Below are 22,718 nucleotides of genomic sequence, written 5' to 3' on the forward strand. Positions count from 1 at the left end.
CATGACCCTTGCCTTCGGCGACGCGGCGCACGACGCGGCCGCGGCGGCGCGTGCCGTGCCCGACGTGGTCACCGACGCGTCGGGGGATCCGCTCGCGCAGGCGGCTGAGCTCGGGGCGGGCGCACCCGTGCTCGCCTTCGACGTGGGCGGCACCGACATCAAGTCGGCGCTGTTCGATGCCGAAGGGGCGATGCTCGGCCTGCGTCGCACGCCGACGCCCGAGCCCGGAGCCGACCTGCCGGAGCGGCTCGTGACTCGACTCGTCGAGCTGGGCGCGCAGCTGCGCGAGGAGCACCCGGAGGTGGATCCGGTCGCCGTCGGTCTCGTCGTCCCCGGCATCGTCGACGAGGTCGCCGGGGTCGGGGTGTTCGCGAGCAACATGGGCTGGCGGAACGCCCCCATCCGGCAGATCGCGGAGAAGGCGTTCGGGCTGCCCGTCGCCTTCGACCACGACGTGCGCACGGGCGGCTGGGCGGAGCACGTGCTCGGCGGCGCCCGGCCCTACCCCGACTCGATCGTGCTGATCATCGGCACCGGCATCGCCGGCGCCCTGCTGCTGGGCGGCGTGCCGTTCACCTCGGGCGGCTACGCCGGCGAGGTCGGCCACTCGCCGGTCGCGGACGCGCCGCTGTGCGCGTGCGGCGCCCGGGGGTGCCTCGAGGCGATCGCCTCGGCCGGAGCGATCGCCCGGCGCTACACCGAGCGCACCGGCGTCGCGGTCGACGGGGCGAAGGAGGTCATCGCGCTCGCCGGCGCGGGGGACGAAGCCGCCGCCGCGGTCTGGGAGGAGGCGCTCGACGCCCTGGCCCTGTCGATCGCGCAGCTCACCGCGGTCATCGCCCCCCAGGCGGTCGTGATCGGCGGCGGGCTGTCGCGCGCGGGCGGGGCGCTGTTCGACGAGCTCCGCGCGCGGCTGAAGGCGCGACTCAGCTTCCACCGGATCCCCGAGCTGGTGCCCGCGCAGCTGCTGGGCAACGCCGGGATCCTGGGGGCGGCCCTGCGAGCGAGGAGCCTCGGATGATCGTGACCGTCACGCCCAACCCGGCACTGGATCTCACCTGGCACGTCGATCGGATCGTGCCCGGCGGAACCCACCGTGCCGACACCGGTGTCGCCCGCGCGGGCGGCAAGGGCCTGAACGTCGCCCGGGTGGCGCACGCGCAGGGAGCCCCCGTGCGCGCCCTGGCCACCGTCGGCGGACCGACCGGAGACGAGTTCGCGGCCGAGCTCGCCGCCTCCGGGGTGCCGCATGAGCTGATCGCCGTGCAGGGGGCGACGCGCCGCAGCATCGCCCTGGTCGACGCGCACCTCGGCGACACCACGATCGTCAACGAACGCGGGCTGAACCCCGCCCCCGCCGAGTGGGATGCACTGAAGGAGGCGGTGCGGCGATCGCTGGACACGGCTCCGGCGCGCAGCGGGCGCCCGGTGCTGGTGCTTTCCGGCTCCCTTCCCCCCGGGGCCCCCGCCGACCTGCTGCCGGCGCTGATCGGCCTGGGCCGCGAGGCCGGGGCCGCGGTGATCGCCGACACCTCGGGGCCCGCGCTGCTCTCCGCCGCCGATGCCGGTGCGACCGTGCTCAAGCCCAACGCCGCCGAGCTCGCCGAGGCGACCGGGATCCCCGACCCCGTGGCGGGGGCGTGCGAGCTGCTGCACCGCGGGGCATCCCTGGTCCTGCTCTCCCGGGGCGCGGAGGGGATGCTCGCCGTGACGAGCGATGTGATCGTGCGCGCCCGCCTCGCGGAACCGCTCGCCGGCAACCCGACCGGAGCCGGCGACGCCGCCGTCGCCGCCTGCGCCGTCCTGCTCGCCCGGGGCGAGAAGGATCCGAGCGTGCTGCTGCGCCGCGCGACCGCCTGGTCGGCGGCGGTGCTCATGCCGCTCGCGGGCGAGATCCATCCGTCCTGGCCCGACCTCGAGGCCGGCGTCCTCGTCGACAGCCCGTCGCTGACCGCGCTGCACCGGGTCCCCTGGTCCGCGCGCCCCGTCCCCGTCGTCCCCGGAAAGGACCCCCGATGACCCTCGTCTCCGCCCGCGATCTCGTGCACGACGCCGCCCGCCGCGGCACCGGCGTCGGCGCGTTCAACGTGATCCACCTGGAGACGGCCGAGGCGCTCGTCTCGGCATCCGCCCAGGCCGGCCTGCCCGTCATCCTGCAGATCTCGCAGAACTGCGCCGACTACCACGGCGGCCTCGAGCCGATCGCGCTCGCCACTCTCGCCGTGGCCCGCCGGGCTGCGACTCCGGTCGCCGTCCACCTCGACCACGCCGAGCGGCCCGAGCTCGTCGACGAGGCGATCGCGCTCGGGTTCGGATCCGTGATGTTCGACGGCGGGAAGCTCGACTACGCCGAGAACGTGGCGCTCACGGCGCAGGTCGTCGAGCGCGCGCACGCCGCCGAGGTCTACGTCGAGGGCGAGCTCGGCGAGGTCGGCGGCAAGGACGGCGCCCACGCGCCGGGCGTACGCACCGATCCGCAGGAGGCGCGGGCGTTCGTGGCGGAGACGGGGGTGGATGCGCTCGCGGTGGCGGTGGGCTCCTCGCACGCGATGACCGATCGCACCGCCGCACTCGACCTCGACCTCGTCGCCCGGCTCCGTACCGCGCTGCGCGGCGCGGGGGAAGACGGCGCCGACGTGCCCCTGGTGCTGCACGGCTCCAGCGGGGTGCCCGACGAGGCGATCGCTGCCGCCGTGCGCGCCGGCATGACGAAGATCAACGTGTCCACGCACCTGAACGGCTTCTTCACGCGCGCGATCCGTCAGCGGCTGGATGAGGACCCGCGGCTCGTCGACTCGCGCAAGTACCTCGCGCCCGCCCGGGATGCGGTCGCCGGCGAGGCCGCACGACTGCTGCGCCTGTTCGCACTCCAGGACGCCTCGTGAACCGCGCCCACCGGCTCACGGCGATCCTCGACCTGCTCGCCGCGCGCGGCGACGTGGCGGTCGAGGAGCTGGCGGAGCGCTTCGACGCCTCGGCCGCGACCATCCGCCGCGACCTGGACAGCCTGTCCGAGCGCCGCCTGCTCACCCGCACCCATGGCGGCGCCGTGGCGCAGTCCGTCGCCTACGAGCTGCCCGTCCGCTACAAGAGCCACCAGCGCACGTCGCAGAAGGAGCGCATCGCGCAGGCCGCGTCCGCACTCGTCACGCCCGGCTCGGTCGTCGGCCTCTCCGGGGGCACCACCACGACGGCGATCGCGACGGCGCTCGCCGCGCGGGAGGATCTCGCCGACCAGGGACTCACCGTGGTGACGAACGCCGTGAACATCGCCGCCCAGCTCGCCACGCGGCCCGACATCAAGGTCGTCGTCACCGGCGGCGTGATCCACTCCCGCAGCTACGAGCTCGTGGGGCCGTTCGTGGAGCAGTTGCTCGCCGGCATCGCGCTGGACATCGCGTTCATCGGCGTGAACGCGATCTCGGCCGACGGCGTCGCCAGCACCCATGACGAGCGCGAGGCGGCGGTGAACCGGCTGATGGCGAGCCGCGCCCGTCGTGCGGTGATCGTCGCCGACTCCTCGAAGATCGGGGCGTCGGCGTTCGCCGCCGTCGGCGGACCCGAGCTGTTCCCGATGCTGCTCACCGACGACGGCGTCGCGGCCGCGGATCAGGCCGCGCTCCGCGACGCCGGCTACGAGGTCGTGCAGGCGGGCTGAGCGCCGGATCCGCCGGGCTCCACCGGACGGCGCCGGCACCCGCCCGCCTCAACGGGCGGTCTCGGCGAGCAACCGCGCCAGGCGGTCCGCCATCGCCGCGGGCTCCCACTCGTGCCACGCGCCGGGCATCTCCTCGGCGGTCCCGTTCCCGGCCGCTGCGGCGAGGGCGGCGGCCGCCTCGGGCATGCCGGGGAAGGTCTCCGTTCCGACGACGGCGAGCACCGGAGCCGGGAGGTCGGCGAGGAAGGCGCCCGGGGAGCGCGCCTCGACCTCGGCGAGGGCGGTGCCGTCCGGGATCCAGCTGTGCACGAGCGCGGGGAACTGCGGTGAGGCGCGCAGCACCTCGATCCACTCCGGCGGCATGCCGACCATGTAGCGGACGATCGCCCCTTCGAGATCGCCCTCGTCGATGGCGCGGTGCACGCCGTCCCACCATCGGGGCGCCCCCTCGGCGAACTGGCCCAGCGGGGCCTCCCACAGCACCAGGCCGGCGAGCTCCGGGATCCGGCCGGCGGCGAGCATCGCCAGGGTGCACCCCGACGAGTGCCCGACCAGGACGACCGGGCCGCCCAGAGCGGCGGCGACCGCGGCGATCGCCACGAGTTCGCGCTCCTGCTCGACGGGACCGGATGCGGGCGAGTCGCCTCGCCCGAGGCGGTCGGGCACCGCGGCCCGGAATCCGCGCGCGGCGAGCAGTCGCGCCGTCTCGGACGGCACGGGGTTCTCCGCGCGATCGAGTCCGGCGCCCTGGACGAAGAGCACCGCGGGTGCGCCGTCGGGTCCGTGGAGCTCGACGCCGACGTCGTCGCCGAGGTCCGTGCGCACCCGCATCATGCCCCCGGTCCGTCCAGGCGCACGTGCACGAGGTCGCCGGCGGCCTTGCCGATCGCCGCGCGGGTGGCGGCCTTGACGGGGCCGACGTGCGCGCCGTTGCCGACCGGCATCAGGGTGATCGCGACGGCGTGGCCGTCGATGGTTCCCGTCACCCGCACCGGCTTCCCGGTGCCGAAGAACGCGCGCGACCCCGGGACGTCGAACACCGTCCAGGAGGCGGCCTCGGGGGCCACGCGAAGACGGGCGTCGAACTGAAGAGCGGAATTCTCCGCCATGGGACACCTCCACTTTCTAGACCAATGAGTCTTGTTTTGGATACTAGACTCGCGAGTATGATTTACGCAAGGAGGTGATCGGATGCGACCGAGTTCGCAGCCCAAGCGCGCCGCCGCCCTCGCCGCGGCCGAACGGCAGTTCCTCGCGACCGGATACGAGTCGGTCACGATGGACTCGATCGCGCAGGAATCCGGCGTGGCGAAGCAGACCCTCTACAGCCATTTCGGCAGCAAGCGCGACCTGTTCCTGGAGATCGTCCGGGCGCAGACCGAGGGCGCCAGCGCCTCGGTGCTCGAGCCCGCGCCACGGTTCCCGGATGCCTCGCGGGCGCGCGACGGCCTGCACGAGCTGCTCGTCGCGCAGCTCGGCGCGGTGCTCGCGCCGCGCATCCTGGCCCTGCGGCGGCTGGTGATCGGCGAGCTGCGGCGGTCACCGGAACTCGCTGCGGCCCTCTACGAACTCGGACCCCGGCGTGCGATCCTCGCGCTGACGGCGGTCGTGACGGAGCTCGACGCCGCCGGGGTGATCCGGGCGGACGATGCCGAGCAGGCCGCGACCCAGCTGAACTGGCTCGTGATGGGGGAGCCGATCAACCGCGCCATGCTGCTCGGTGATGCGGCGGCGCTCGCCCCCGAGCTCATCCCCGCGCACGTGGACGCCGCGCTCGACACGTTCTTCGCCGCCTACGGCGCAGCAGAAAGGGCCCGGCCTTGACGGCCGGGCCCTTTCCTGGTCGGCAGGCTCAGGGGGTCGCGCGCCGCAGCACGAGGTAGGAGATCCCCGCGAGCGCGACGATCGCGACCAGACCCCACAGGGCCAGCCCCAGGGCGCCGAGCGACGCGATGCCCGCTCCCACCTGCCCCCAGAGGCCGAAGCGCGTGACGAGGAACACCAGCCCCACCAGCACCGCCCCGAATCCGACGCCGACCACGGTGATGGCGATGCCGCCTGCGCGCTTGTAGATCGTCGCGCCGGTGAAGCCCACCAGGAACAGGAGCAGCGCGAGCACGAAGTACGTCAGTGCGGCGGCGAGGGGGCCGTTCTCCCACACCCAGGGCAGCCGGAACATGTAGCCGTTGACGCCCCAGCCGTGCGTCACGTCCTCGATCCATCCGCCGAGCAGGAACACGACGGCGAGCAGCACGGCTCCGCCGGCCGCGGTGAGCAGCGTGCCGAGGAAGAAGTCGCGCCGCGTGACGCTCAGCGCCTGCGAGAACGGGAACGTCAGCGTCAGGGCCTGCAGCCCGAGTGCGAAGAAGTACCACAGCGGCGCCTGCCCGGCTCCGCCGTACTTCGGCGCATCGACCGGGATCATCGCGGAGATGATGATCGACATGGTCAGCGCCGCGGCGAGGATGATCAGCGGGATCCACAGCCATGTCTGCTTGTTGACCAGCTGAAGTCGGACGACCTTCAGGATCCGGGACATCAGCGCACCTCCTTCGTGAGTGCATCGGTACTCGAGCGTCGGTCCGGAACGCGCGTCGCCTCCGCGTCGGCGACGCCCTCGCCGCCTCCCGCGTGCTGGGTGAGCCGCACGACGAGCTGCTGCAGCGACACCGGCGCGAGGTCGAGCCCGGCGTCGACGATGCCCGCCTCCTCCTCCGCGGTGAGCCGCCCGAGGACGGTCGCCGAGGCCACCCGGCCGAGGGACTCCCGATGCAGGACCTCCTTGCCCGCGGTCCAGGCGTCGACCGTCGCGGCATCGCCGACCACCGTCGAGGCCCGTCCGCGCAGGGCGTCCGTCTCCTCGTCGAGGAGGATCCGGCCGTCGTCGATCACGATCACGCGCTCGATCAGGTTCGCGACCTCGTCGATGAGATGGGACGACAGGATGATCGTGCGCGGGTGCTCGACGTAGTCCTCGAGCAGGCGGTCGTAGAAGATCTGCCGGGCGACGGCGTCGAGGCCGAGGTACGGCTCGTCGAAGAACGTGATCTCCGCCCGGGATGCGAGGCCGATGATGACGCCGACCGCGGAGAGCTGGCCGCGGGAGAGCTTCTTGATGCGGCGCTTCATCGGCAGCTGGAACTCGGCGACCAGGCGATCGGCGAGCTCCTGATTCCAGTTCGGGAAGAACAGGCGGGCGGCGCGGAGGGCGTGGACGGGCGCCGCGTCGTCGGGATACTTCTGGCTCTCCCGCACGAAGCAGACCCGGCTCAGCACGCGGGCGTTCTCGTAGGGCTCCTCGCCGAACACGCGCGTCTCGCCCGAGGTCGCGAAGTTCTGCGCGGTCAGGATCGACATGAGCGTGGTCTTGCCGGCGCCGTTGCGGCCGAGCAGTCCGTAGATCGTGTCGGACTCGATCGACAGCGACACGTGGTCGAGCGCGAGCTTGTCGCGGTAGCTCTTGGTGAGGTTCGACACCTCGATGACGGCGGTCATGCGCGGTTCCCTTCGGTGCGTGCGGCGAGGGGCGCGGCGTTCGCGGCGCGCTCGCTCAGCAGGGCGGACAGGTCGTCGGGTCCGAGACCGAGCGTGCGGGCCTCGGCGAGCAGCGGGTCGATGTAGCGCTCGGCGAAAGCGGTGCGGCGCTCGCCGAGGAGGATGTCGCGGGCTCCGGCGGCGACGAACATGCCGATGCCGCGGCGCTTGACGAGCACGCCCTTGTCGGTGAGCATGGCCACTCCTTTCGCAGCGGTTGCGGGGTTGATCCGGTAGAACGCGGCGAGCTCGTTCGTCGACGGAGCCTGGGTCTCCTCGGCCAGGGTGCCGTCGACGATCGAATCCTCGATCGTCTCGGCGATCTGGAGGAAGAGGGGCCTGCCTTCGTCGATCACGGACATCCTCGCTGTGGTCTATCGGTTAGTTACTCGACTAATGAACCATTGAACCGAGGAGATGTCAAGGCCGATTCCGCGATGGGGGGCATCCTCCGGCGGCGGAGCGCCACGATCCCCGCCGAGCAGCCGGGGGCACGGCTGCTCGGCGGGCGGAGGAGAAGGCGCTCAGGCGTCGCCGTGCGGATCCAGCCGGTTCAGGGTCGCGACCGTCTGCGGGTAGTCGCCGCGCACCTCGCCGAAACGGAGGAACTTCACGTTCTCCACGAGGATCTCGTGCGCGTCGGGCTGCGCCTCGATGAGGGCCATCGTCTCGTCGACGAAGTCGTCCAGGGGCATCGCGAACGGGCTCTCGCTCTGGCCCGGCATGAGCTCGGTCGCCACGGCCGGCGGCACGAGTTCGAGCACCGAGACGCCCGTGCCGTCGAGCTGAAGCCGGATCGACTCGGACAGCATGTGGATCGCGGCCTTCGTCGCGTTGTAGGTGGGGGTGACCCGCAGCGGGGTGTGCGCGAGTCCGCTGGACACCGTGACGATGGTGGCGGACGGACGGGTCTGCAGGTGCCCGATGAGCGCCGCGATGAGCCGGATCGGACCGAGGAGGTTGGTCGTCACGATCTCCTCGGCATCGGAGAGGAAGCCGTCGCCGCGCCAGTCCTCGACCCGCATGATGCCGGCCATCGCGATGAGCACGTCGAGCTCGGGATGCGCCGTGACGACCTCGGCCGCGGCCGTGCGGATGCTCTCGGGGTCGGCGGTGTCGATGCGCACCGTGCCGAAACCGTGCTCGGCGGCGAGCCGGGCGAGGAGGTCGGTGCGGCGTCCTCCGATGATCACGGTGTTGCCCGCGGACTGCAGGCGCAGGGCGAGCGCGAGGCCGATGCCGCTCGTCGCGCCGGGGATGAAGACGGTGTTTCCGGAGATGTTCATGGATCCAGGCTCGGCGGGATCCGCTCCCGCGATAAGAGACCGGGCGATCGGGGGATCCGCGATCCCTGGTTGCGGTTCCGCTTCCGCCGGAGAATGGACGCATGGACCGCATCGCCCTCGCCGACTTCCTGCGCCGCCGCCGGGAGGCGCTGCGTCCGGACGACGTGGGCCTCCACGCCGGTGCGCGCCGCCGGGCGCCGGGCCTGCGCCGCGAGGAGGTCGCGCAGCTGACCGGCATGTCCGTCGACTACTACACGCGCCTGGAGCAGCGGCGCGGCCCGCAGCCGAGCGAGCAGATGCTGGCTGCCCTGGCTCGAGCCCTGCGGCTCACCGCCGACGAGCGCGACTACCTGTTCCGCACCGCGGGGCACTCGGCGCCGGACCGGCACCGCACGCTGCCGCACGTCGCGCCGGCCCTGCTCCGGGTGCTCGACCGTCTCGACGACACCCCCGCGCTCGTGCTGTCCAACCTGGGCGAGACGCTCGTCGCCAACCGGATGGCGCAGGCGCTGCTCGGCGATCCGTCGGCGCGCACCGGGCTCGCCCGCAGCGACGTCTACCGGTGGTTCACCGACCCCGGCGCCCGTGCGGTCTATCCCGAGGCCGATCACGAGCGCCACGCCCGCGCCCAGGTCGCGGGGCTGCGGGCCGCGTACGGCGCGATGGGGGCCCGGTCGCGGGCGGGCGAGCTCGTGCGCGCGCTGCAGGCGGAGAGCCCGGAGTTCGCCGCGCTCTGGGAGCGGCATGAGGTCGCCTTCCGCTTCGAGGACCACAAGACCCTGGTGCACCCCGAGCTCGGCCCGATCGAGCTCGACTGCCAGGCGCTCTTCACGGAGGACCAGTCGCAGGCGCTGCTCGTGCTCACGGCCCCGCCGCGCACGGAGGGCTGGCAGAAGCTGCAGCTGCTGTCGGTGATCGGCGCGCAGCGGTTCGAGGCCGCGGCAGAGCAGCGCTGAATCCGGATCTCAGGCCAGCGGGAAGGTCGCCTCGACGCGCAGGCCGCCGTCGGGCCTGGCGGTCAGCGCGAGGGATCCGCCCAGCACCTCGATGATCGAGCCGGCGATCGCCAGCCCCAGACCGGATCCGCCGTGCGCGCCGTCGCGGGCGCGCCCGGCGCCGCGCTGGAACGGCTCGACCAGCGTCGCGACCACGGCAGGGTCGAGCCGGTCTCCGGTGTTCTCGACGACGAGCGCGCCCTGTCCGCCGAGACGGAGCGTGCGCACGGTGGCGGATCCGCCCGAGGGCAGGTTGTGCACGAGCGCGTTCTGCACCAGGTTCAGGGCGAGCTGATCGAGGAGCGCCGCATCCCCGCGGACGATGACCGGGTCGCCCGTCGCGTCGAGCCGCACCTCGCGTGACGCGGCGACCTCGTGCAGCAGCTCGACGGCGCCCTCCGCGGCGAGCGAGAGATCGACGGGGACGCGCGCGGGCGGCCGCGCGTCGAGCCGGGCGAGCAGCAGCAGCGCCTCGGTCAGCGCGATGGCCCGCTCGTTCGCGGCACGGAGGCGCCCGAGCAGCTGCGGGACATCCGGATCCGGATCCGCTTCGGCCACGTCGAGCACCGCCCGGGTGATCGCGAGCGGGGTGCGCAGCTCGTGCGACGCGTTCGCGGCGAACCGTCGTTCCCGCTGCATGTCGTGCTGGATGCGATCGAGCATGCCGTCGAAGACGTCGGCGAGGCGACGGAACTCGTCATCCCGGCCCGGCAGCGCGATCCGCGCGTCCAGGTCGCCGTCGCCCACGGCCTGAGCGGTCTCGGCCATGAGCGCGAGCGGGCGCAGCACGCGCCCCGCGAGGAGCCAGCCGCCGAGCACGCCGATCGCGATGAGTCCGAGCAGCGCCCACGTCGCCGGCGGCACGAACGCGCGGATGATGTCGCTGCGGTTCGGCGCCCAGCTTGTGCCGTCGATCGGGTCGGTGTTGTAGACGGTGCCGTCGGGAACGTAGCGCAGCAGCCAGAGCGCGACGACGCCGAGCAGCACGGCTCCGGTCACGGCGACGAGCGCCGCGTAACTGAGCGTCAGCCGCCATCGCACCGAGAGTCCGACGGTGCGGACCGGGCGGGGCGGGAGCGCGGCGCTCGACGGGGCCTCAGGCATTCCCGGCACGCTCCGGCAGCGTCGCATCCTCGGCCGCCGTCGCGTCGCGGGCGCCGTCGAAGTCGATGCGATAGCCGGCGCCCGGCACGGTGAGGATCACCCAGGGCTCGCCGAGCCGCTTGCGCAGCGCCGACACGGTGATCCGCACGGCGTTCGTGAACGGGTCGGCGTTCTCGTCCCAGGCGCGCTCGAGCAGCTCCTCGGCGCTGATCACCCCGCCGCCCGCCTCGACGAGCACCTGCAGCACGGCGAACTGCTTGCGGGTGAGGGCGACGTAGCGCCCGTCGCGGTACACCTCGCGGCGGAACGGGTCGAGCCTGATGCCCGCCAGCTCGTGCACGGGAGGTGTCGATCGCGGGGCGCGCCGCGCCAGCGCCCTGATCCGCAGGATCAGCTCGCGCATCTCGAACGGCTTGGTGAGGTAGTCGTCGGCGCCGAGCTCGAAGCCGCTCGCCTTGTCGTCGAGGCGATCGGCCGCCGTGAGCATGAGGATGGGCAGGCCGGATCCGGAGGCGACGATCGCCTGCGCGATGTCGTCGCCGCTCGGGCCCGGGATGTCCCGGTCCAGCACCGCGACGTCGTAGGAGTTGATGTCCAGCAGCTCCAGGGCGAGATGCCCGTCGCCCGCGGTGTCCGCCGCGATCGCCGCGAGTCGCAGCCCATCGCGCACCGCTCCCGCCAGGGCGGGTTCATCCTCCACGATCAGCACGCGCATGCGAGAAGCCTAGGCCGAGGACGTGTTCCGGAAACGTCGTGAGCAGTGCGCGGGAGCGCCGTTCGCCTAGTGGGTCGCGCGGTGGAGGAGGCGGGCGCGCCGTGGCGCGGCGACGGACGATGACGCCGCGAGGCGAGGGCAGGCCACCGCGGAGGAGAGGAGAGGGGCATAGTCGCACCCTACGCACCGGCGTGTATCGGGAGCGTATGCGAAAGCGCGTACGGTGCGGCAACGTCCGCGCCGATGGAGTGGAGGCATGGACACCACGACGAGACCGAATGAGACCCTGCGTCCCGGCGCCGCGCCGGACGGGATCCGGGGTCCGGCCGCGCCGGTCGGCGCCCGCCCCGCCGCGCCCCGGCATGCCGCACGCCGCCCCCGGTTGTTCCGGCTCGTCGCCACGCTGCTGGTGCTGGCTGCGATCGTCGCCGGCATCGCCGCTGCGGTGGTCACCGCGGCCGTCGCGACGCGGCCCGACTATCCGACCGGCACCGGCGAGGCGGGATCCGTCGTCGCGTGCAGCGGAGGGCAGCCGACGGCCGACGACGGCTACATCGCCGACGGGGACTCGCTCGCCCTGTCCGACACGGCGGCCCCGGCCGTCGCGCGGCTGGACCCGGCTCTCCGCGAGGCGCTCGACCGCGCGCACGCGGCCGCCGCCGAGGACGGCCTGGATCTGCGGGTCGGCGGAGGCTGGCGGTCGAAGGCGTACCAGTCCTGGCTGCTGCGCGACGCGGTGCGCACCTACGGCTCGGCGGAGGAGGCCGCGCGCTGGGTCGGCACCCCCGAGACGTCGCAGCACGTGAAGGGGGAGGCGGTCGACATCTCGCCCTACGACGCCGCCGACTGGCTGAACCGCCACGGCGCGCAGTTCGGCCTGTGCCGCACCTACGACAACGAGGCCTGGCACTTCGAGCTCAGTCCCTCTGCGGTCGACGCGGGATGCCCGCCGATGTTCCGCGATCCGACGGAGGATCCGCGCATGAGGGGGTGAGGGGGTGAGGGGGCATCGGACTCGCGGGTGCTCGGCGTCCAGGCCCGAGCCCGCATGCGTGGCTACTCTGCGGGAAGTCCTTATCCCCCACGTCCTGACCGTGACGTGCGGCACCCGTCGCGCCCCGGCACCCAATTGCCGACCCCTGACTACTGCAGCGACTCCCTCGTCGGAGGTGATGTGGTTATGTTCTGCAGGAAGCCTTCCTCCCCGGAGCTTCGACCGCACAGCCAGTACCCGAGACTGCTGTGCGAGACCGTCCCTTCACCGGTCTGACAGGTGGTGTGCCTGATCACCACACCACCTGTCGTGGTCTCCGATGTCGGGGCCGACGCTGCCGAGATCGGGGCCGCGCTATGCGCGGCGCTGCACGAGGACGCTGAGTTCCTGTCGCGAGTTGACTCTCGCCTTACGCATCATGCGATGAAGGTGGCTTTCCACCGTTCGCACGCTCAACACCAGCCGAGTCGCGATCTCCGGGTTCGTCAGGCCGGCCGCGACGAGAAGCGCGATCTCCGTCTCGCGATCGGTCAGCTTCAACTCCGTGGCCCTGAAGCGGACGGTGTAAGCACCCTCTCGCCCCAATCGATCCAACAGCGCCCTTCGGCGTGCCGCCGCAGTACCAGCGTGATCGGTGTCGCCGCGTTCGATCCAGATCTCCTCGGCGATCTCCAATGCGACCACCGCTATGCCCTTGCGGCCGGTCGAGAGCAGTGCAGGCACGGCCTCAACGAGCTGTTCCGGGTCGCGCGCATCCCGAGCGACGATGAAACGCAGATGAGGGGCCACGAAGTCGTCGTCGATCTGCCGGCAGCGCTCGATCGTCGCCGTGGTCCGCTCCGTGTTCGGCACGATCTCGAGCGCGAGGAGAGACAGCAAGACGGCGAGGAATCGCGCACCGCGGATCCAGAGAGTGCCGGATACCTCCCAAGCAAGGTCCGCGGCCTCGTCCGGTCGTCCCTGAAAGGACAGCAGGTGAACGCGAGCCCACACGAGAGCCTGGTCGAGGTAGGGGCTGCTCGGGGACAACTTTGCGAGTTCCTGAGCATGTCGCTCCGCGAGAGCGACATCGCCACGGCGTACGGCAGCCGATGCGGCCACGCTCAGCAACGTGAGTTCCGTGAGAAGGGGGAAGGGGAGCCGGGGGACACCGGCGAACATTCTGTCGAGAATGCCCTGAGCTGCCGCGTAGTCACCCGAGATGGCCTGAGCGAACGCGGTGAAGGCCCCGTGAGAGCGAGCCGATTCGACATCGAAACAGGCAAGGGCTTCATCGACGCCTCGCGTGCCCCATGACACGGCACCGGAGTGATCGCCCAACCCGAGCAGATTGATGCCGTAAAGCACATGAGGTGCGAAGCGGGGTCCGTTCGGCAGCGGCGTAGGCATGGAATCCAGCACGCCCCGGGCCTCGCCAAAGCGCCCGAGTGCGCTGAACACGGCGATCTGCGCGGTCTTCACCGCGGCTTCCACCTCCGCCGGGAGGTCTGGCGTGATCTCCAGCCGAGCGAGGAAGTCCTCCGGTACCGCGCGCAGATCGGTCTCGATCATCACGGAGGCGGCATCGAGAGCGCGCTGATACACGCCTACGCAGGTCGCTGCTTCTCGCAAGGCCGCAAATGCGCCATCAAGGTCTCGCAATGAATAGGCGCGCCATTGCGCGCATACGACCGCGAACTCTGCGAGGCCGGCCGCATCCCCGAGAGAACGATCTGTGCCGCTCATGACCTCGAAAACGATGCTCTCGGCGGCGTTCTGCTTGAGCAAGCAGCGTATGTACCGGGCGGCCGTCGTCGGGTTCGGCGATCTGCGCCACTCGCTTTCCGAGGCGATGCGAGTTCTCCGGTCTCGTTCCAGGATCAGCCGCGAATAGGACGCGCGATCCTCAGAGTGAGCGGCCGGTGTCGGGGGGCTTATGTGCGCGAGGTCCAGCAGTGCGGGCAAGCCCGATGCCGATACACGCTCGGTCAGTCTCTGTTTTCGAGCCCTGTCCGGCTCGTGGTGAAAATAGTCGACCAGTATCGGTGGCGTGACCGAGATCAGCTGGCCGGCCCCGGACGGCAACAATCGCACGAGCGCGCGCTCCTCGAGAAACTCAAGAGCCTCGCGACTGACGATTGTTCGGAGAGTTTCGGCGTCGCTGCCTTCCAGAAGCGCGGCCATCTCCAAGGCATCGCGCATCTCTGCAGGGAGATCTTCCAGATGTCCTTCGACAACAGTGCGCAGAGCGGGAGACCACACCTCCCCCACTGCAACCCATTCGCCGCCGATGAGTTCGATTCGGCCCTCGCGTGCCGCGGTGTCAGCGAGGCTGGACGCGAGTCCGACGATGCCCCCGGATGCCGCATACAGCTCACCCATCGTGATCGTCTCGATCCGCGCATGCAGTCGCAAGCTGATCACCTGCTCAAGCTCCTCGATCCGGAGCGGTTCCAGTTCGACGACAACGGGGAAACCCAGGGACGAAGCCGTCAATCCGCTCGGCGTATGGCGCGCGCGGAGGCCCTTCAAGCGGGCTCGAACGACGCAGAAGCCGTGTTCGCGTCGAGCCCAGTCGACAACGCCCCAGGACGCCTCATCGAGATCGTCCCAGTCATCGATGACGACGACCGATCTCGCGTCTTGCGTCTTGCGGCGCAGTTCGTCGGCGATGATATCGATCGGCGATGCGGCGAGCTGGTCCTTCGCACCAGTCAGTCCAGCGAGGCGCAAAGCCGCCAAGGGGTGTTTTCGCAGTGACGCCACACCGCGGAGGGAAACGACCTTCCAGTCTTCCTGAATCAATTTCGAGCACAATTGGCTCAGAAAGGTGGTCTTGCCCGCCCCTCGGACTCCGACCACATCGAAGTCCGCACCATTTGCGACGATGTCCAACCCCGTTGCAAGGCTGCGTTCGCGGACGATCATGGCTTCTCGTTGTCTCATGAGGTCGAGACCCCCATTGGGCGAGGTTACCACTGCGATCGGCGGTGAAGAATGCGTCCTGCGCAACTCGCATCGTCCTTCGAATCGACGAGGGGAAAGGGACGGCGGGTGGTGCGCCTGTTGTGGCGCATCACCCGCCGCGCCGGGCGCCCGGCGCGCCGAATAGGCCCAGCTACTAAACGGCGTGGTGGAAGCTCTCGGGGAGGAGAGAACTCCTTCTGAAGAGAACCACGTCGAAGCACCGCTGCGGCGCATGATGATGTGATTCAGCAGTCACGAACCTCGATCTCAGTAGGGAGCGGCATCCGCTGCAGTAGCAAGAGCTGCCGTACGGGCAGATATTCGAGACGAGGGCCGGCTGCCGAGACTGGCGGCGGCGCTGTTGAAGCTGCGGAACGGCGGATCATCAGGCGGCCCGAACGCCGTCACGACATCCCCACGACGAAGAGCGCAGATCCGATCGCGAAACGGCGTCCTCGGCGCGGGCTCGGCACGCATTTCTCGGCACCTCTTCACCGTGCGGGCAACCCCGATCACTGAAGCGTGACGCGTTCGGCACTGAAGCGTGCCCGCGCAGGACGGGCCCCGTCGTGGCGGAAGTCAGAATCGCTCCTGGCCTGCCGACGGGAGTGAGAGATCCTCCCGCTTGTTGAGATAGGAACGAGATCTAGATGGCAAATCCTGACAATGACCGAACGCTTTCGCGTCGCACCCTGGTGAAGGGGGCAGCGTGGTCGGTGCCCGTCATCGCCGCTGCAGCGGCGGCGCCGGCGCGAGCGGCGTCGAAGTCGTGCGCTCCTGGGTCGGTGACGATCACCGCGACCGATGCCGCGTCCGCCGTCCAGACGGTGACCGTCCCGGCCTGCGCGACGAAGATCGTGTTCTCCGTACTCGGAGGTGGAGGCGGTGGTCAGGGCGGGACGGCCGGCGCGCTGATCACCGGGACCATCAAACCGACGGGCACCCCCCTGGCATTGCAGCTGATCGCCGGGCAGAGGGGCTGGGATCGTGGATCCACGAAGGTCAATGTCGCCCCCGCGGGCTTCGGGAGCGGTGGCCTGGGCGCCAACCGCTACAACATGAACAGCAGCGGGACCTGGCTCGTCGATGGCGGGTACGGCGGCGCGGGATCGGCGATCACCACGGGTGGGCAGCTGGTCGTCGTCGCGGGCGGTGGTGGCGGCGATGCCAACGCACAGTCGAGCAGCAGCCATGACGCGACCGTCGGTTACGGAGGCGACGGAGGTTCAACGCCGGCTGATGGTCGCAGCGGTTCAGGGGATGCCAACGGTGTGCCGGGGGCAGCGATCGCAGGCGGTGGTCGCGCGGCGAGCGGCGCGACCGCGGGGGCTGGAGGAATCGCTACCGGCTCCGGAGGGATCATCATCGGCCCGATCCAGAAAGCAAACGGCACGGCCGGCACTACCACCAGCGGTACGACTGGCGGCGCAGGGGGTCAGGGTGCGAAGCCCACTGACGCCGACAATGGGGCAAGCGGTGGTGGTGGTGGCGGCGGATACGCCGGCGGTGGCGGCGGCGGGGTGGTCTTTTACGCAGTGTCGAACACCGGTGGTGGTGGAGGCGGTGGTGCTGGATCCAACTTCGTGCGCACTACTGGCGCGGTCGTGCCGCTGACCAGCGCCATCACAACGGGCTCGAGGGGACAAGGCTCGGTCACTGTCAGCTGGTCGTGAGCATCACCGATCCCGCGCCACTGAGCCGTGGCCGGCGCAGTGGCGCGGGATCTCCTATCCGTGCAGCAGATCTGAGCGCGAAACGACGTCCTCGGCGGTGGCTCGGCACGCACTTCGTGGCACCTCTTCCCCGTGCGGGCGACTCCGGACACTGAAGCACGACACGTTCGGTACTGAAGTGCGCCTGCGCAGGATCTTCTGCGCCACCGCCCGGGTCAGAATCGCTCCTGGCCTGCGTCCGCCCCGTGGCCCGACACTCCACACGATGGGCGATGCGCGTCTGTTTTCCCTCCCTGATCGGAACTGAGGGCTCCGCGCCCTTGCTTGCCGGCGGGAGCGAGAGATCCTCCCACTTATTGAGATAGGAACGAGATCTAGATGGCAAATCCTGACAATGACCGAACGCTTTCGCGTCGCACCCTGGTGAAGGGTGCGGCGTGGTCGGTGCCCGTCATCGCCGCTGCCACGGCGGCGCCGGCGCGAGCGGCGTCGAAGTCGTGCGCTCCGGGGTCGGTGACGATCACCGCGACCGACGCCGCGTCCGCCACTCAGACGGTCACCATCCCCGCCTGCGCGACGAAGATCGAGTTCTCCGTACTCGGAGGTGGAGGCGGCGGCTGGAACTATGCGGCGGCAGGGGCACTGATCACCGGGACCATCGCGCCGACGGGCAATCCTCTGGTGCTGCAGCTGGTCGCCGGGCAGAGGGGCTGGGATCGCGGATCCACGAAGGTCAATGTCGCCCCCGCGGGCTTCGGGAGCGGTGGCCTGGGCGCCAACCGCTACAACATGAACAGCAGCGGGACCTGGCTCGTCGATGGCGGGTACGGCGGCGCGGGATCGGCGATCACCACGGGTGGGCAGCTGCTCGTCGTCGCGGGCGGTGGTGGCGGCGACGGCAACTCACAGGCGGGCGGCCAGAGCGCGGTCGCCGGTGTCGGAGGCCTCGGTGGCCTGACACCGACTGCGGGGACCGACGCTTCACGGGGCGGCGGCGCGTTCGGAGGCGGTGGCCGCGCCGCGAGCGGCGCGTCCGCGGGTGCCGGGGGAATCGCCACAGGGTTGCTCGAGAACAAGAACGGCACCGCAGGCACCACGACCAGCGGCACCACGGGCGGCGCAGGAGGCAACGGAGCGAAGCCCGCCGCCGCCGACAACGGGGCAAGCGGTGGTGGTGGAGGCGGCGGATACGCGGGTGGCGGTGGCGGCGGCGTCGTCTGGGACGTGCAGTTGACCAGTGGTGCCGGCGGCGGAGGTGGCGCCGGATCCAACTTCGTGCGAACGGCCGGCGCGATCGTGACTCTGACCAGCACCATCACCACGGGCTCGAGGGGACACGGGTCGGTGACCGTCCGCTGGTCGTGACCATCACCGATCCCGCGCCACGAACCTGTGACCGGTGCAGTGGCGCGGGACTTCCGACGAAGCAACTGTCCCGAAGAGTTCTCGGGTCTGGGTGCGAAGAAGATCGAGGGCGGGAATCGTGGAACTCCTCATCGGAGCGATCGCCTACGGGCTGCTCCTTCTTGTGGTGATCGGCATCGCGATCGCCACAGGCGACCCAGATCTCATCGCCCTGACTTCGCCGAGAGAAAAGCCCGTTCACGCCGGAAGTACGAGTGCCGCCGCCGACAGAACAGCTGTTCGTCGCGCGCATAGTGACCTAGGAGAGCGCTCATGAGCGCGAGGGCCCGGCGGGTGGCGGTCGTCGAGCCCCACGTGCTGCAACGCAATCGCACGGCACAGCTGCTGCACCGCGACGCAGGTCTCGATGTGGTGTTCGCCGGGGAGTCGGTGCTCGCCCTCATGGCGTGGATGCGTGGGCGGGAACGCTCCGGGTGGCCGCATCTGCTCGTCACGGAGCTGCTCGGGCCGGGACTGGGGGCGCGGGATCGCGCGGCGGTCTGCGCGCTGCGCGAAGCCGGTGTGCGGGTGCTGCTGATGTCGTCATTGCATCCGCGCGGGGCGACCCAGCGGATCCTGGACGAGGGCGTGGATGGTGTGGTGTCGAAGGTCGACGAGGAGGTCGAGTTGGTGCGCGCCGTCGGGCGGGTGCTCGCGGGCGAGCCTGCGATGACCGACCGGGCTCTGGCGGCGCTGCGGATGGCTCCGACCGCGCCCCGCCTCTCGGAGCAGGAGACGAAGGTGCTCGAGTTCTATGCCGTCGGGCATTCGATCGATGAGATCGCCGCCACGATCGGTGTCCGGCCCGACACGGCCCGCAAGTATCTGAGCCGCGTGAAAGAGAAGTACGTCGCCATCGGCCGGCCGGCGAAGACCCGCCTCGACCTCGCCCGTCGAGCCCACGAAGACGGCCTGGTCGACTGATGGGCCGGTGGGACGGTGTCATCGCGAGGCATCCGACGTCCGGGTCGCCGGGGACGCAGTGCACCGCGCCGGCGCTCCGCGGATCGCACGGGCGCAGCGGTCAACGACGTCCTGGCGGCCGGGGCCGCTGGCCGGGCGGGGCATCCCGAGACCTCAGGACATGACGCATCCGGCCCAGCCGCAGAGCATCACCCCGTACAGGACGAGAGCGCTGATCGGGTTGAGGACCGCGACCAACCCGAGCACGAGCATCGTGTAGTTCCGGACCTTCAGTGCTTTCACGCGCCAGCTGCACACGATCATCGCGAAGTAGCAGCCGATCATCCCGAACAGTGCCGCGGTCGCGATCGGTTTGCCCGCAACGTTGCTGAGCGCGTCGCCCCTGACTGCCGTCAGATCACCGAGGCACATGTCGACGCCCCAGAGCAGCAGGCAGGCCAGGCAAGCGATACCGAACCGCCAGGACGCACGTGGCGTTTCGTGAGGCACGGGTTCTGCGGCGTGTTCTGTGTCCGGGCGCCCGGATTGCCCGGACAGGCGATCACCGTCTGTGGAGCCCGTCATGATCTGCGCCGCGCGATCGCCCGAGCGGCGGCGCGCAGCCGCGTCGCGAGCCCCTCCGGCGTGTCCCGCGGCAGCGAGCCGACGGCGAACCAGGCGAGGTCCTCGCTCTCGTCGCTGACCACGAGGGCTGCGTCGGGGTCCGCGATCGCCGCGAAGGCGATGTCCCAGTGGGCGGAGCATCGGAACCCGCCGTGCAGCTCGTGCCGGTCCAGGTCGACGATCTCCGTCGACCACAACTGCAGATCCTCGATCCCGGACTCCTCGCGCGCCTCGCGGAGCGCCGTGTCGGCGATCGTCGCGTCGCGAGGTTCGAGATGGCCGCCGAACTGCACCCAGAACCGGCCCTTGCGATGGAAGCACAGCAGAACGCGAGCCAGATCCGGAGAGAAGACGAAGCAGGAGCCGGTCAGATGCTGCCCGCCGTCGTCTCGCCAGAGGGCGGCGGCGCCCGTCTCCCTGAGGAAGGCGAGGAACGCGTCCCGCTCCGCCGAAGCCGGAAGCCCCCGGATGTCGTCGACGACGCTCTCCATGTGCACGCTGCTGACCTCTTATGCTCGTGTTCTTCGACGCCCGAGAGGAAGGCTGCCGCCCCTCTCGCTCCCCCCGGAGTCCGTGACTTCCGTGCGACGTCCCAGGGCGAGGCGCACGGAGTCAGAACCACGTTCTCTCGTGTGCGAGTCGATCGCGATCCGCAGAACCACGTATTCGGCTACCTGCCCCGTCTCCGGTGCGCCCTCCCGCAGGATCGTTCACGGCGAGCCGTGCCGGCGATCAGCCCTCCGCGCCCTCCGGCGCCATCTCGAAGTCGTACCAGGACGGCACGGGGCGACCGGGGAACGCCTCGTGCCACAGCGCCGACATGCTCAGCTCGCCCTCGCGGAGGTTCGGCACGTCGAACTGCTCCTCGAGGATCCGGCCCGCGGTCTCCGTATCCCCGAGGGCGAGGGCGGCGCGGATCTCGACGACCTTGAAGCGCCCGAGGGCGCGCAGCTCGGCCGGCAGCGTCGTGAGGAGCGTGCTTGCTTCCTCGGCCCGCCCGTCGGCGAGCAGGGCCTCGGCGAGCTCGAGCGTCAGCGGTGCGAGGTCGGGCGCGAGGTCGCGCGCCTCGGCGAGCCGGTTGATGCCCTGCGCCTGCGCGGCGGTGCCGCCGTCCGACTGGCGCAGCGCCATCCCGAGCCCGCGCAGCGCCCAGGGGCTGCGCCGATGCCGCAGCGACGCCTCGTAGTGCGAGATCGCGGTGCCGTGCTCGTCGCGGGCGTGCGCGGCGACGGCGCGGTGGTAGTGGGTCAGCCAGGTGGAGGGCGCCTCGGCGAGCAGATGATCCCACTCGTCGCCCGTGACGTAGGACGCGGGGGCCTCCAGCGGGTCGGGCTCGACGATGCTCCCGTGGCCTCCCGATCCGTCGGGCGCCGTGCCACCGGCTTCGGCCCGTGCCGCAGAGGCGTCGAGCAGCGCGGCCCAGTACGCGCCCTCCTCGCCGTCGCGCACGAAGCGCACCCCGGCGGGGGCGGCGAAGGCGGAACCGCTGCGAGCGGCGAGCTCGTGCTCGAGCGCGCCCCACGGCGACCCGACCGAGAGCAGCGCGTCCGGTGCGATGTCGGCGGCGGCCTCGAGCCGCGCGACGCCGGCGGATCCGATGGCGTCGGCGGCGCGCAGCACCTGTCCGCCCACCTCGGCGACGGACTCGTCCCAGTCGCCGTCGAGGCGCGGATCCGAGAGCTGGAGCGGCAGGAACGTCTCGGTCCACTCCCAGGTCGCGCCGCCCGGCATCCGCAGGTGCTCGTACTGCGTGGCCGCGAGCCCGGCCTGGATCTCGAAGTAGGCGCCGGTCTCGCCGCCCAGCCAGTCGCACCAGCGTCGCCCGCCCGGGGTATCGCCCCAGACGAAGAGCTTGCGCCCGATGAGGGGCGCGGTCGAGACGTGCGCGAGGCCGGAGCCGTCGCCGTCGACGGCGACGATCCAGGGGCGCGCCGCAGGGGCGCCGCCGACCTCCGCCGTCGCCAGTCCCGGCGCGAGGTCGAAGAAGTAATCCGCCGCGGCGGGCGCGGTGGCGGGGAAGCGCGGGTCGGCCGCGTTCAGGTCGACCCGCCCGAGGGTGCCGTCGTAGCCCGTCATGTACGCGTGGGCCGCGGGGGCGAACACGCGGCTCTGCGCCGTCTGGGCGACGGCGATGTTGGTCCACCAGTACATCCCGGTCTCGCGATCGCGCGGGTTGCGTACCCGCACGCGCACGTGCAGGGCCGCGCCCTCGAGGGTCGCGTCGATCTGCAGGATCAGTCCGCGCACCCGCTCGTACTCCCACAGGCGCAGGATCGGCTCGCCGTCGGCACCGGTGATCTCGGCGGCGTAGAGCGGATCGGCGGTGAGCGGCCAGTGCCCGCGCATGCCGATGTTCCACTCGGCCCCGCCCGAGAACCAGGCGTCGCGCAGGGCCAGGTTGGCGGGCTGCAGCACGGCGTTGCGATACACCAGATCGCGGCCCGTCGTCTTGTCGAGGAGGCGCACGAGGCGCCCGCCCAGGTCGAGGGCGAACTCGGCGCGCACCTGATCGTTCTCGAGCACCGCGACGCGCATCGGCGCCGGGGTGCGGTCGCGGTCGTAGCCGTCCTGGATCAGATACGGGTGGATCGTGGAGACCTGTCCGTACCGGATGTTCGCCGCCATCTCGGCGGGCAGCCCGTCGGTGGCGGCCTCGTAGGGCGCCTGGGGCATGGCGGCGATCGCGGGGAGGGGATTGGGGGATCCGACGGGGGCGGTGGGGAGGACGACCTGGGTGACGGTCAACGTTGCGCTCATCAGGATCCAGTATCCCCGTCGGGGCTGTGCGCGGGGAAGGAATCGGATCCGGACCGCTCCGCCCCTCCGAGTCGTCTCCCTGAGCACGACCTATTGACCGTGCTCAGGGAGACGACTCGGAGGGG

Annotated in this window: 22 protein-coding genes; 10 read left to right on the top strand and 12 right to left on the bottom strand. The window is 71.2% G+C overall.

Annotated features, from left to right (window positions below):
* Position 1: 1 nt before the first annotated feature.
* From WFJ01_RS11835 to WFJ01_RS11850, 4 genes are read left to right on the top strand one after another with little or no spacing between them, the layout of a single operon-like run.
* Complete coding sequence (locus WFJ01_RS11835) at positions 2 to 1,021, top strand: ROK family protein (protein WP_336629116.1); 1,020 nt, start codon at positions 2 to 4, stop codon at positions 1,019 to 1,021.
* Positions 1,018 to 2,019 carry a 1-phosphofructokinase family hexose kinase gene (locus tag WFJ01_RS11840; RefSeq protein ID WP_336629117.1) on the top strand — a complete coding sequence of 334 codons (1,002 nt, stop codon included), beginning with the start codon at positions 1,018 to 1,020 and terminating at the stop codon, positions 2,017 to 2,019. Before WFJ01_RS11835 ends, WFJ01_RS11840 begins: the two co-directional genes overlap by 4 nt.
* Positions 2,016 to 2,885, top strand: a complete 870-nt coding sequence (locus WFJ01_RS11845) for a class II fructose-bisphosphate aldolase (RefSeq protein ID WP_336629118.1) — start codon at positions 2,016 to 2,018, stop codon at positions 2,883 to 2,885. Before WFJ01_RS11840 ends, WFJ01_RS11845 begins: the two co-directional genes overlap by 4 nt.
* Positions 2,882 to 3,658, top strand: a complete 777-nt coding sequence (locus tag WFJ01_RS11850; protein ID WP_336629119.1) for a DeoR/GlpR family DNA-binding transcription regulator — start codon at positions 2,882 to 2,884, stop codon at positions 3,656 to 3,658. Before WFJ01_RS11845 ends, WFJ01_RS11850 begins: the two co-directional genes overlap by 4 nt.
* Before the next feature lie 48 nt (positions 3,659 to 3,706).
* Here the strand turns inward: WFJ01_RS11850 and WFJ01_RS11855 are convergent, their stop codons facing one another.
* On the bottom strand, positions 3,707 to 4,492 hold the full coding sequence (locus WFJ01_RS11855) for an alpha/beta fold hydrolase (protein ID WP_336629120.1): 786 nt from the start codon (positions 4,490 to 4,492) through the stop codon (positions 3,707 to 3,709).
* Complete coding sequence (locus tag WFJ01_RS11860; RefSeq protein WP_292882019.1) at positions 4,489 to 4,767, bottom strand: DUF1905 domain-containing protein; 279 nt, start codon at positions 4,765 to 4,767, stop codon at positions 4,489 to 4,491. The genes WFJ01_RS11855 and WFJ01_RS11860 overlap by 4 nt, the downstream gene beginning before the upstream one ends.
* Before the next feature lie 82 nt (positions 4,768 to 4,849).
* Here WFJ01_RS11860 and WFJ01_RS11865 point away from each other — a divergent pair, with 82 nt between their 5' ends.
* Complete coding sequence (locus WFJ01_RS11865) at positions 4,850 to 5,482, top strand: TetR/AcrR family transcriptional regulator (RefSeq protein ID WP_251444249.1); 633 nt, start codon at positions 4,850 to 4,852, stop codon at positions 5,480 to 5,482.
* A gap of 28 nt (positions 5,483 to 5,510) precedes the next feature.
* On the opposite strand, the gene WFJ01_RS11870 is transcribed toward WFJ01_RS11865, so the two are convergent.
* From WFJ01_RS11870 to WFJ01_RS11885, 4 genes are all read right to left on the bottom strand, one after another.
* On the bottom strand, positions 5,511 to 6,197 hold the full coding sequence (locus WFJ01_RS11870) for a hypothetical protein (protein WP_251444252.1): 687 nt from the start codon (positions 6,195 to 6,197) through the stop codon (positions 5,511 to 5,513).
* Complete coding sequence (locus WFJ01_RS11875; protein WP_251444255.1) at positions 6,197 to 7,153, bottom strand: ABC transporter ATP-binding protein; 957 nt, start codon at positions 7,151 to 7,153, stop codon at positions 6,197 to 6,199. Before WFJ01_RS11875 ends, WFJ01_RS11870 begins: the two co-directional genes overlap by 1 nt.
* Positions 7,150 to 7,548 (bottom strand): GntR family transcriptional regulator, encoded by a 399-nt coding sequence (locus tag WFJ01_RS11880; RefSeq protein WP_251444268.1) that lies wholly within the window; start codon positions 7,546 to 7,548, stop codon positions 7,150 to 7,152. The genes WFJ01_RS11875 and WFJ01_RS11880 overlap by 4 nt, the downstream gene beginning before the upstream one ends.
* 168 nt (positions 7,549 to 7,716) lie before the next feature.
* Positions 7,717 to 8,478 carry an SDR family oxidoreductase gene (locus tag WFJ01_RS11885; RefSeq protein ID WP_295033989.1) on the bottom strand — a complete coding sequence of 254 codons (762 nt, stop codon included), beginning with the start codon at positions 8,476 to 8,478 and terminating at the stop codon, positions 7,717 to 7,719.
* A gap of 101 nt (positions 8,479 to 8,579) precedes the next feature.
* Between WFJ01_RS11885 and WFJ01_RS11890 the strand changes: the two genes are divergently transcribed.
* On the top strand, positions 8,580 to 9,434 hold the full coding sequence (locus tag WFJ01_RS11890) for a helix-turn-helix transcriptional regulator (RefSeq protein WP_336629121.1): 855 nt from the start codon (positions 8,580 to 8,582) through the stop codon (positions 9,432 to 9,434).
* A gap of 9 nt (positions 9,435 to 9,443) precedes the next feature.
* On the opposite strand, the gene WFJ01_RS11895 is transcribed toward WFJ01_RS11890, so the two are convergent.
* Both WFJ01_RS11895 and WFJ01_RS11900 read right to left on the bottom strand, forming a co-directional pair.
* Positions 9,444 to 10,577: a sensor histidine kinase gene (locus WFJ01_RS11895; protein ID WP_336629122.1), complete on the bottom strand. Its 1,134-nt coding sequence runs from the start codon at positions 10,575 to 10,577 to the stop codon at positions 9,444 to 9,446.
* On the bottom strand, positions 10,570 to 11,292 hold the full coding sequence (locus WFJ01_RS11900; protein ID WP_336629123.1) for a response regulator transcription factor: 723 nt from the start codon (positions 11,290 to 11,292) through the stop codon (positions 10,570 to 10,572). Before WFJ01_RS11900 ends, WFJ01_RS11895 begins: the two co-directional genes overlap by 8 nt.
* Before the next feature lie 256 nt (positions 11,293 to 11,548).
* Here WFJ01_RS11900 and WFJ01_RS11905 point away from each other — a divergent pair, with 256 nt between their 5' ends.
* Positions 11,549 to 12,286 (top strand): M15 family metallopeptidase, encoded by a 738-nt coding sequence (locus WFJ01_RS11905; protein ID WP_336629124.1) that lies wholly within the window; start codon positions 11,549 to 11,551, stop codon positions 12,284 to 12,286.
* Positions 12,287 to 12,640: 354 nt separating this feature from the next.
* Here the strand turns inward: WFJ01_RS11905 and WFJ01_RS11910 are convergent, their stop codons facing one another.
* Complete coding sequence (locus WFJ01_RS11910; RefSeq protein ID WP_336629125.1) at positions 12,641 to 15,193, bottom strand: helix-turn-helix transcriptional regulator; 2,553 nt, start codon at positions 15,191 to 15,193, stop codon at positions 12,641 to 12,643.
* A 689-nt stretch (positions 15,194 to 15,882) separates the two neighbouring features.
* On the opposite strand from WFJ01_RS11910, the gene WFJ01_RS11915 reads away from it, so the two are divergent.
* The 3 genes from WFJ01_RS11915 (at position 15,883) to WFJ01_RS11925 (ending at position 19,233) form a co-directional block, all read left to right on the top strand.
* Positions 15,883 to 16,905: a hypothetical protein gene (locus WFJ01_RS11915; RefSeq protein WP_336629126.1), complete on the top strand. Its 1,023-nt coding sequence runs from the start codon at positions 15,883 to 15,885 to the stop codon at positions 16,903 to 16,905.
* Positions 16,906 to 17,283: 378 nt separating this feature from the next.
* Positions 17,284 to 18,270 (top strand): hypothetical protein, encoded by a 987-nt coding sequence (locus tag WFJ01_RS11920; RefSeq protein WP_336629127.1) that lies wholly within the window; start codon positions 17,284 to 17,286, stop codon positions 18,268 to 18,270.
* Positions 18,271 to 18,582: 312 nt separating this feature from the next.
* Positions 18,583 to 19,233: a hypothetical protein gene (locus WFJ01_RS11925; protein WP_336629128.1), complete on the top strand. Its 651-nt coding sequence runs from the start codon at positions 18,583 to 18,585 to the stop codon at positions 19,231 to 19,233.
* Between the two features lie 153 nt (positions 19,234 to 19,386).
* On the opposite strand, the gene WFJ01_RS11930 is transcribed toward WFJ01_RS11925, so the two are convergent.
* The 3 genes from WFJ01_RS11930 to WFJ01_RS11940 all read right to left on the bottom strand — a co-directional run bounded on the left by WFJ01_RS11930 (position 19,387) and on the right by WFJ01_RS11940 (position 22,593).
* Positions 19,387 to 19,797, bottom strand: a complete 411-nt coding sequence (locus WFJ01_RS11930; protein ID WP_336629129.1) for a hypothetical protein — start codon at positions 19,795 to 19,797, stop codon at positions 19,387 to 19,389.
* The gene (locus WFJ01_RS11935) at positions 19,794 to 20,327 is read right to left on the bottom strand and encodes an NUDIX hydrolase (RefSeq protein WP_336629286.1); all 534 of its coding nucleotides are present in this window, start codon (positions 20,325 to 20,327) and stop codon (positions 19,794 to 19,796) included. Before WFJ01_RS11935 ends, WFJ01_RS11930 begins: the two co-directional genes overlap by 4 nt.
* Before the next feature lie 241 nt (positions 20,328 to 20,568).
* Complete coding sequence (locus WFJ01_RS11940; RefSeq protein ID WP_336629130.1) at positions 20,569 to 22,593, bottom strand: DUF5107 domain-containing protein; 2,025 nt, start codon at positions 22,591 to 22,593, stop codon at positions 20,569 to 20,571.
* Positions 22,594 to 22,718: the final 125 nt, after the last annotated feature.

Source organism: Microbacterium sp. MMO-35 (genome assembly GCF_037147555.1).
Lineage (GTDB): Bacteria > Actinomycetota > Actinomycetes > Actinomycetales > Microbacteriaceae > Microbacterium.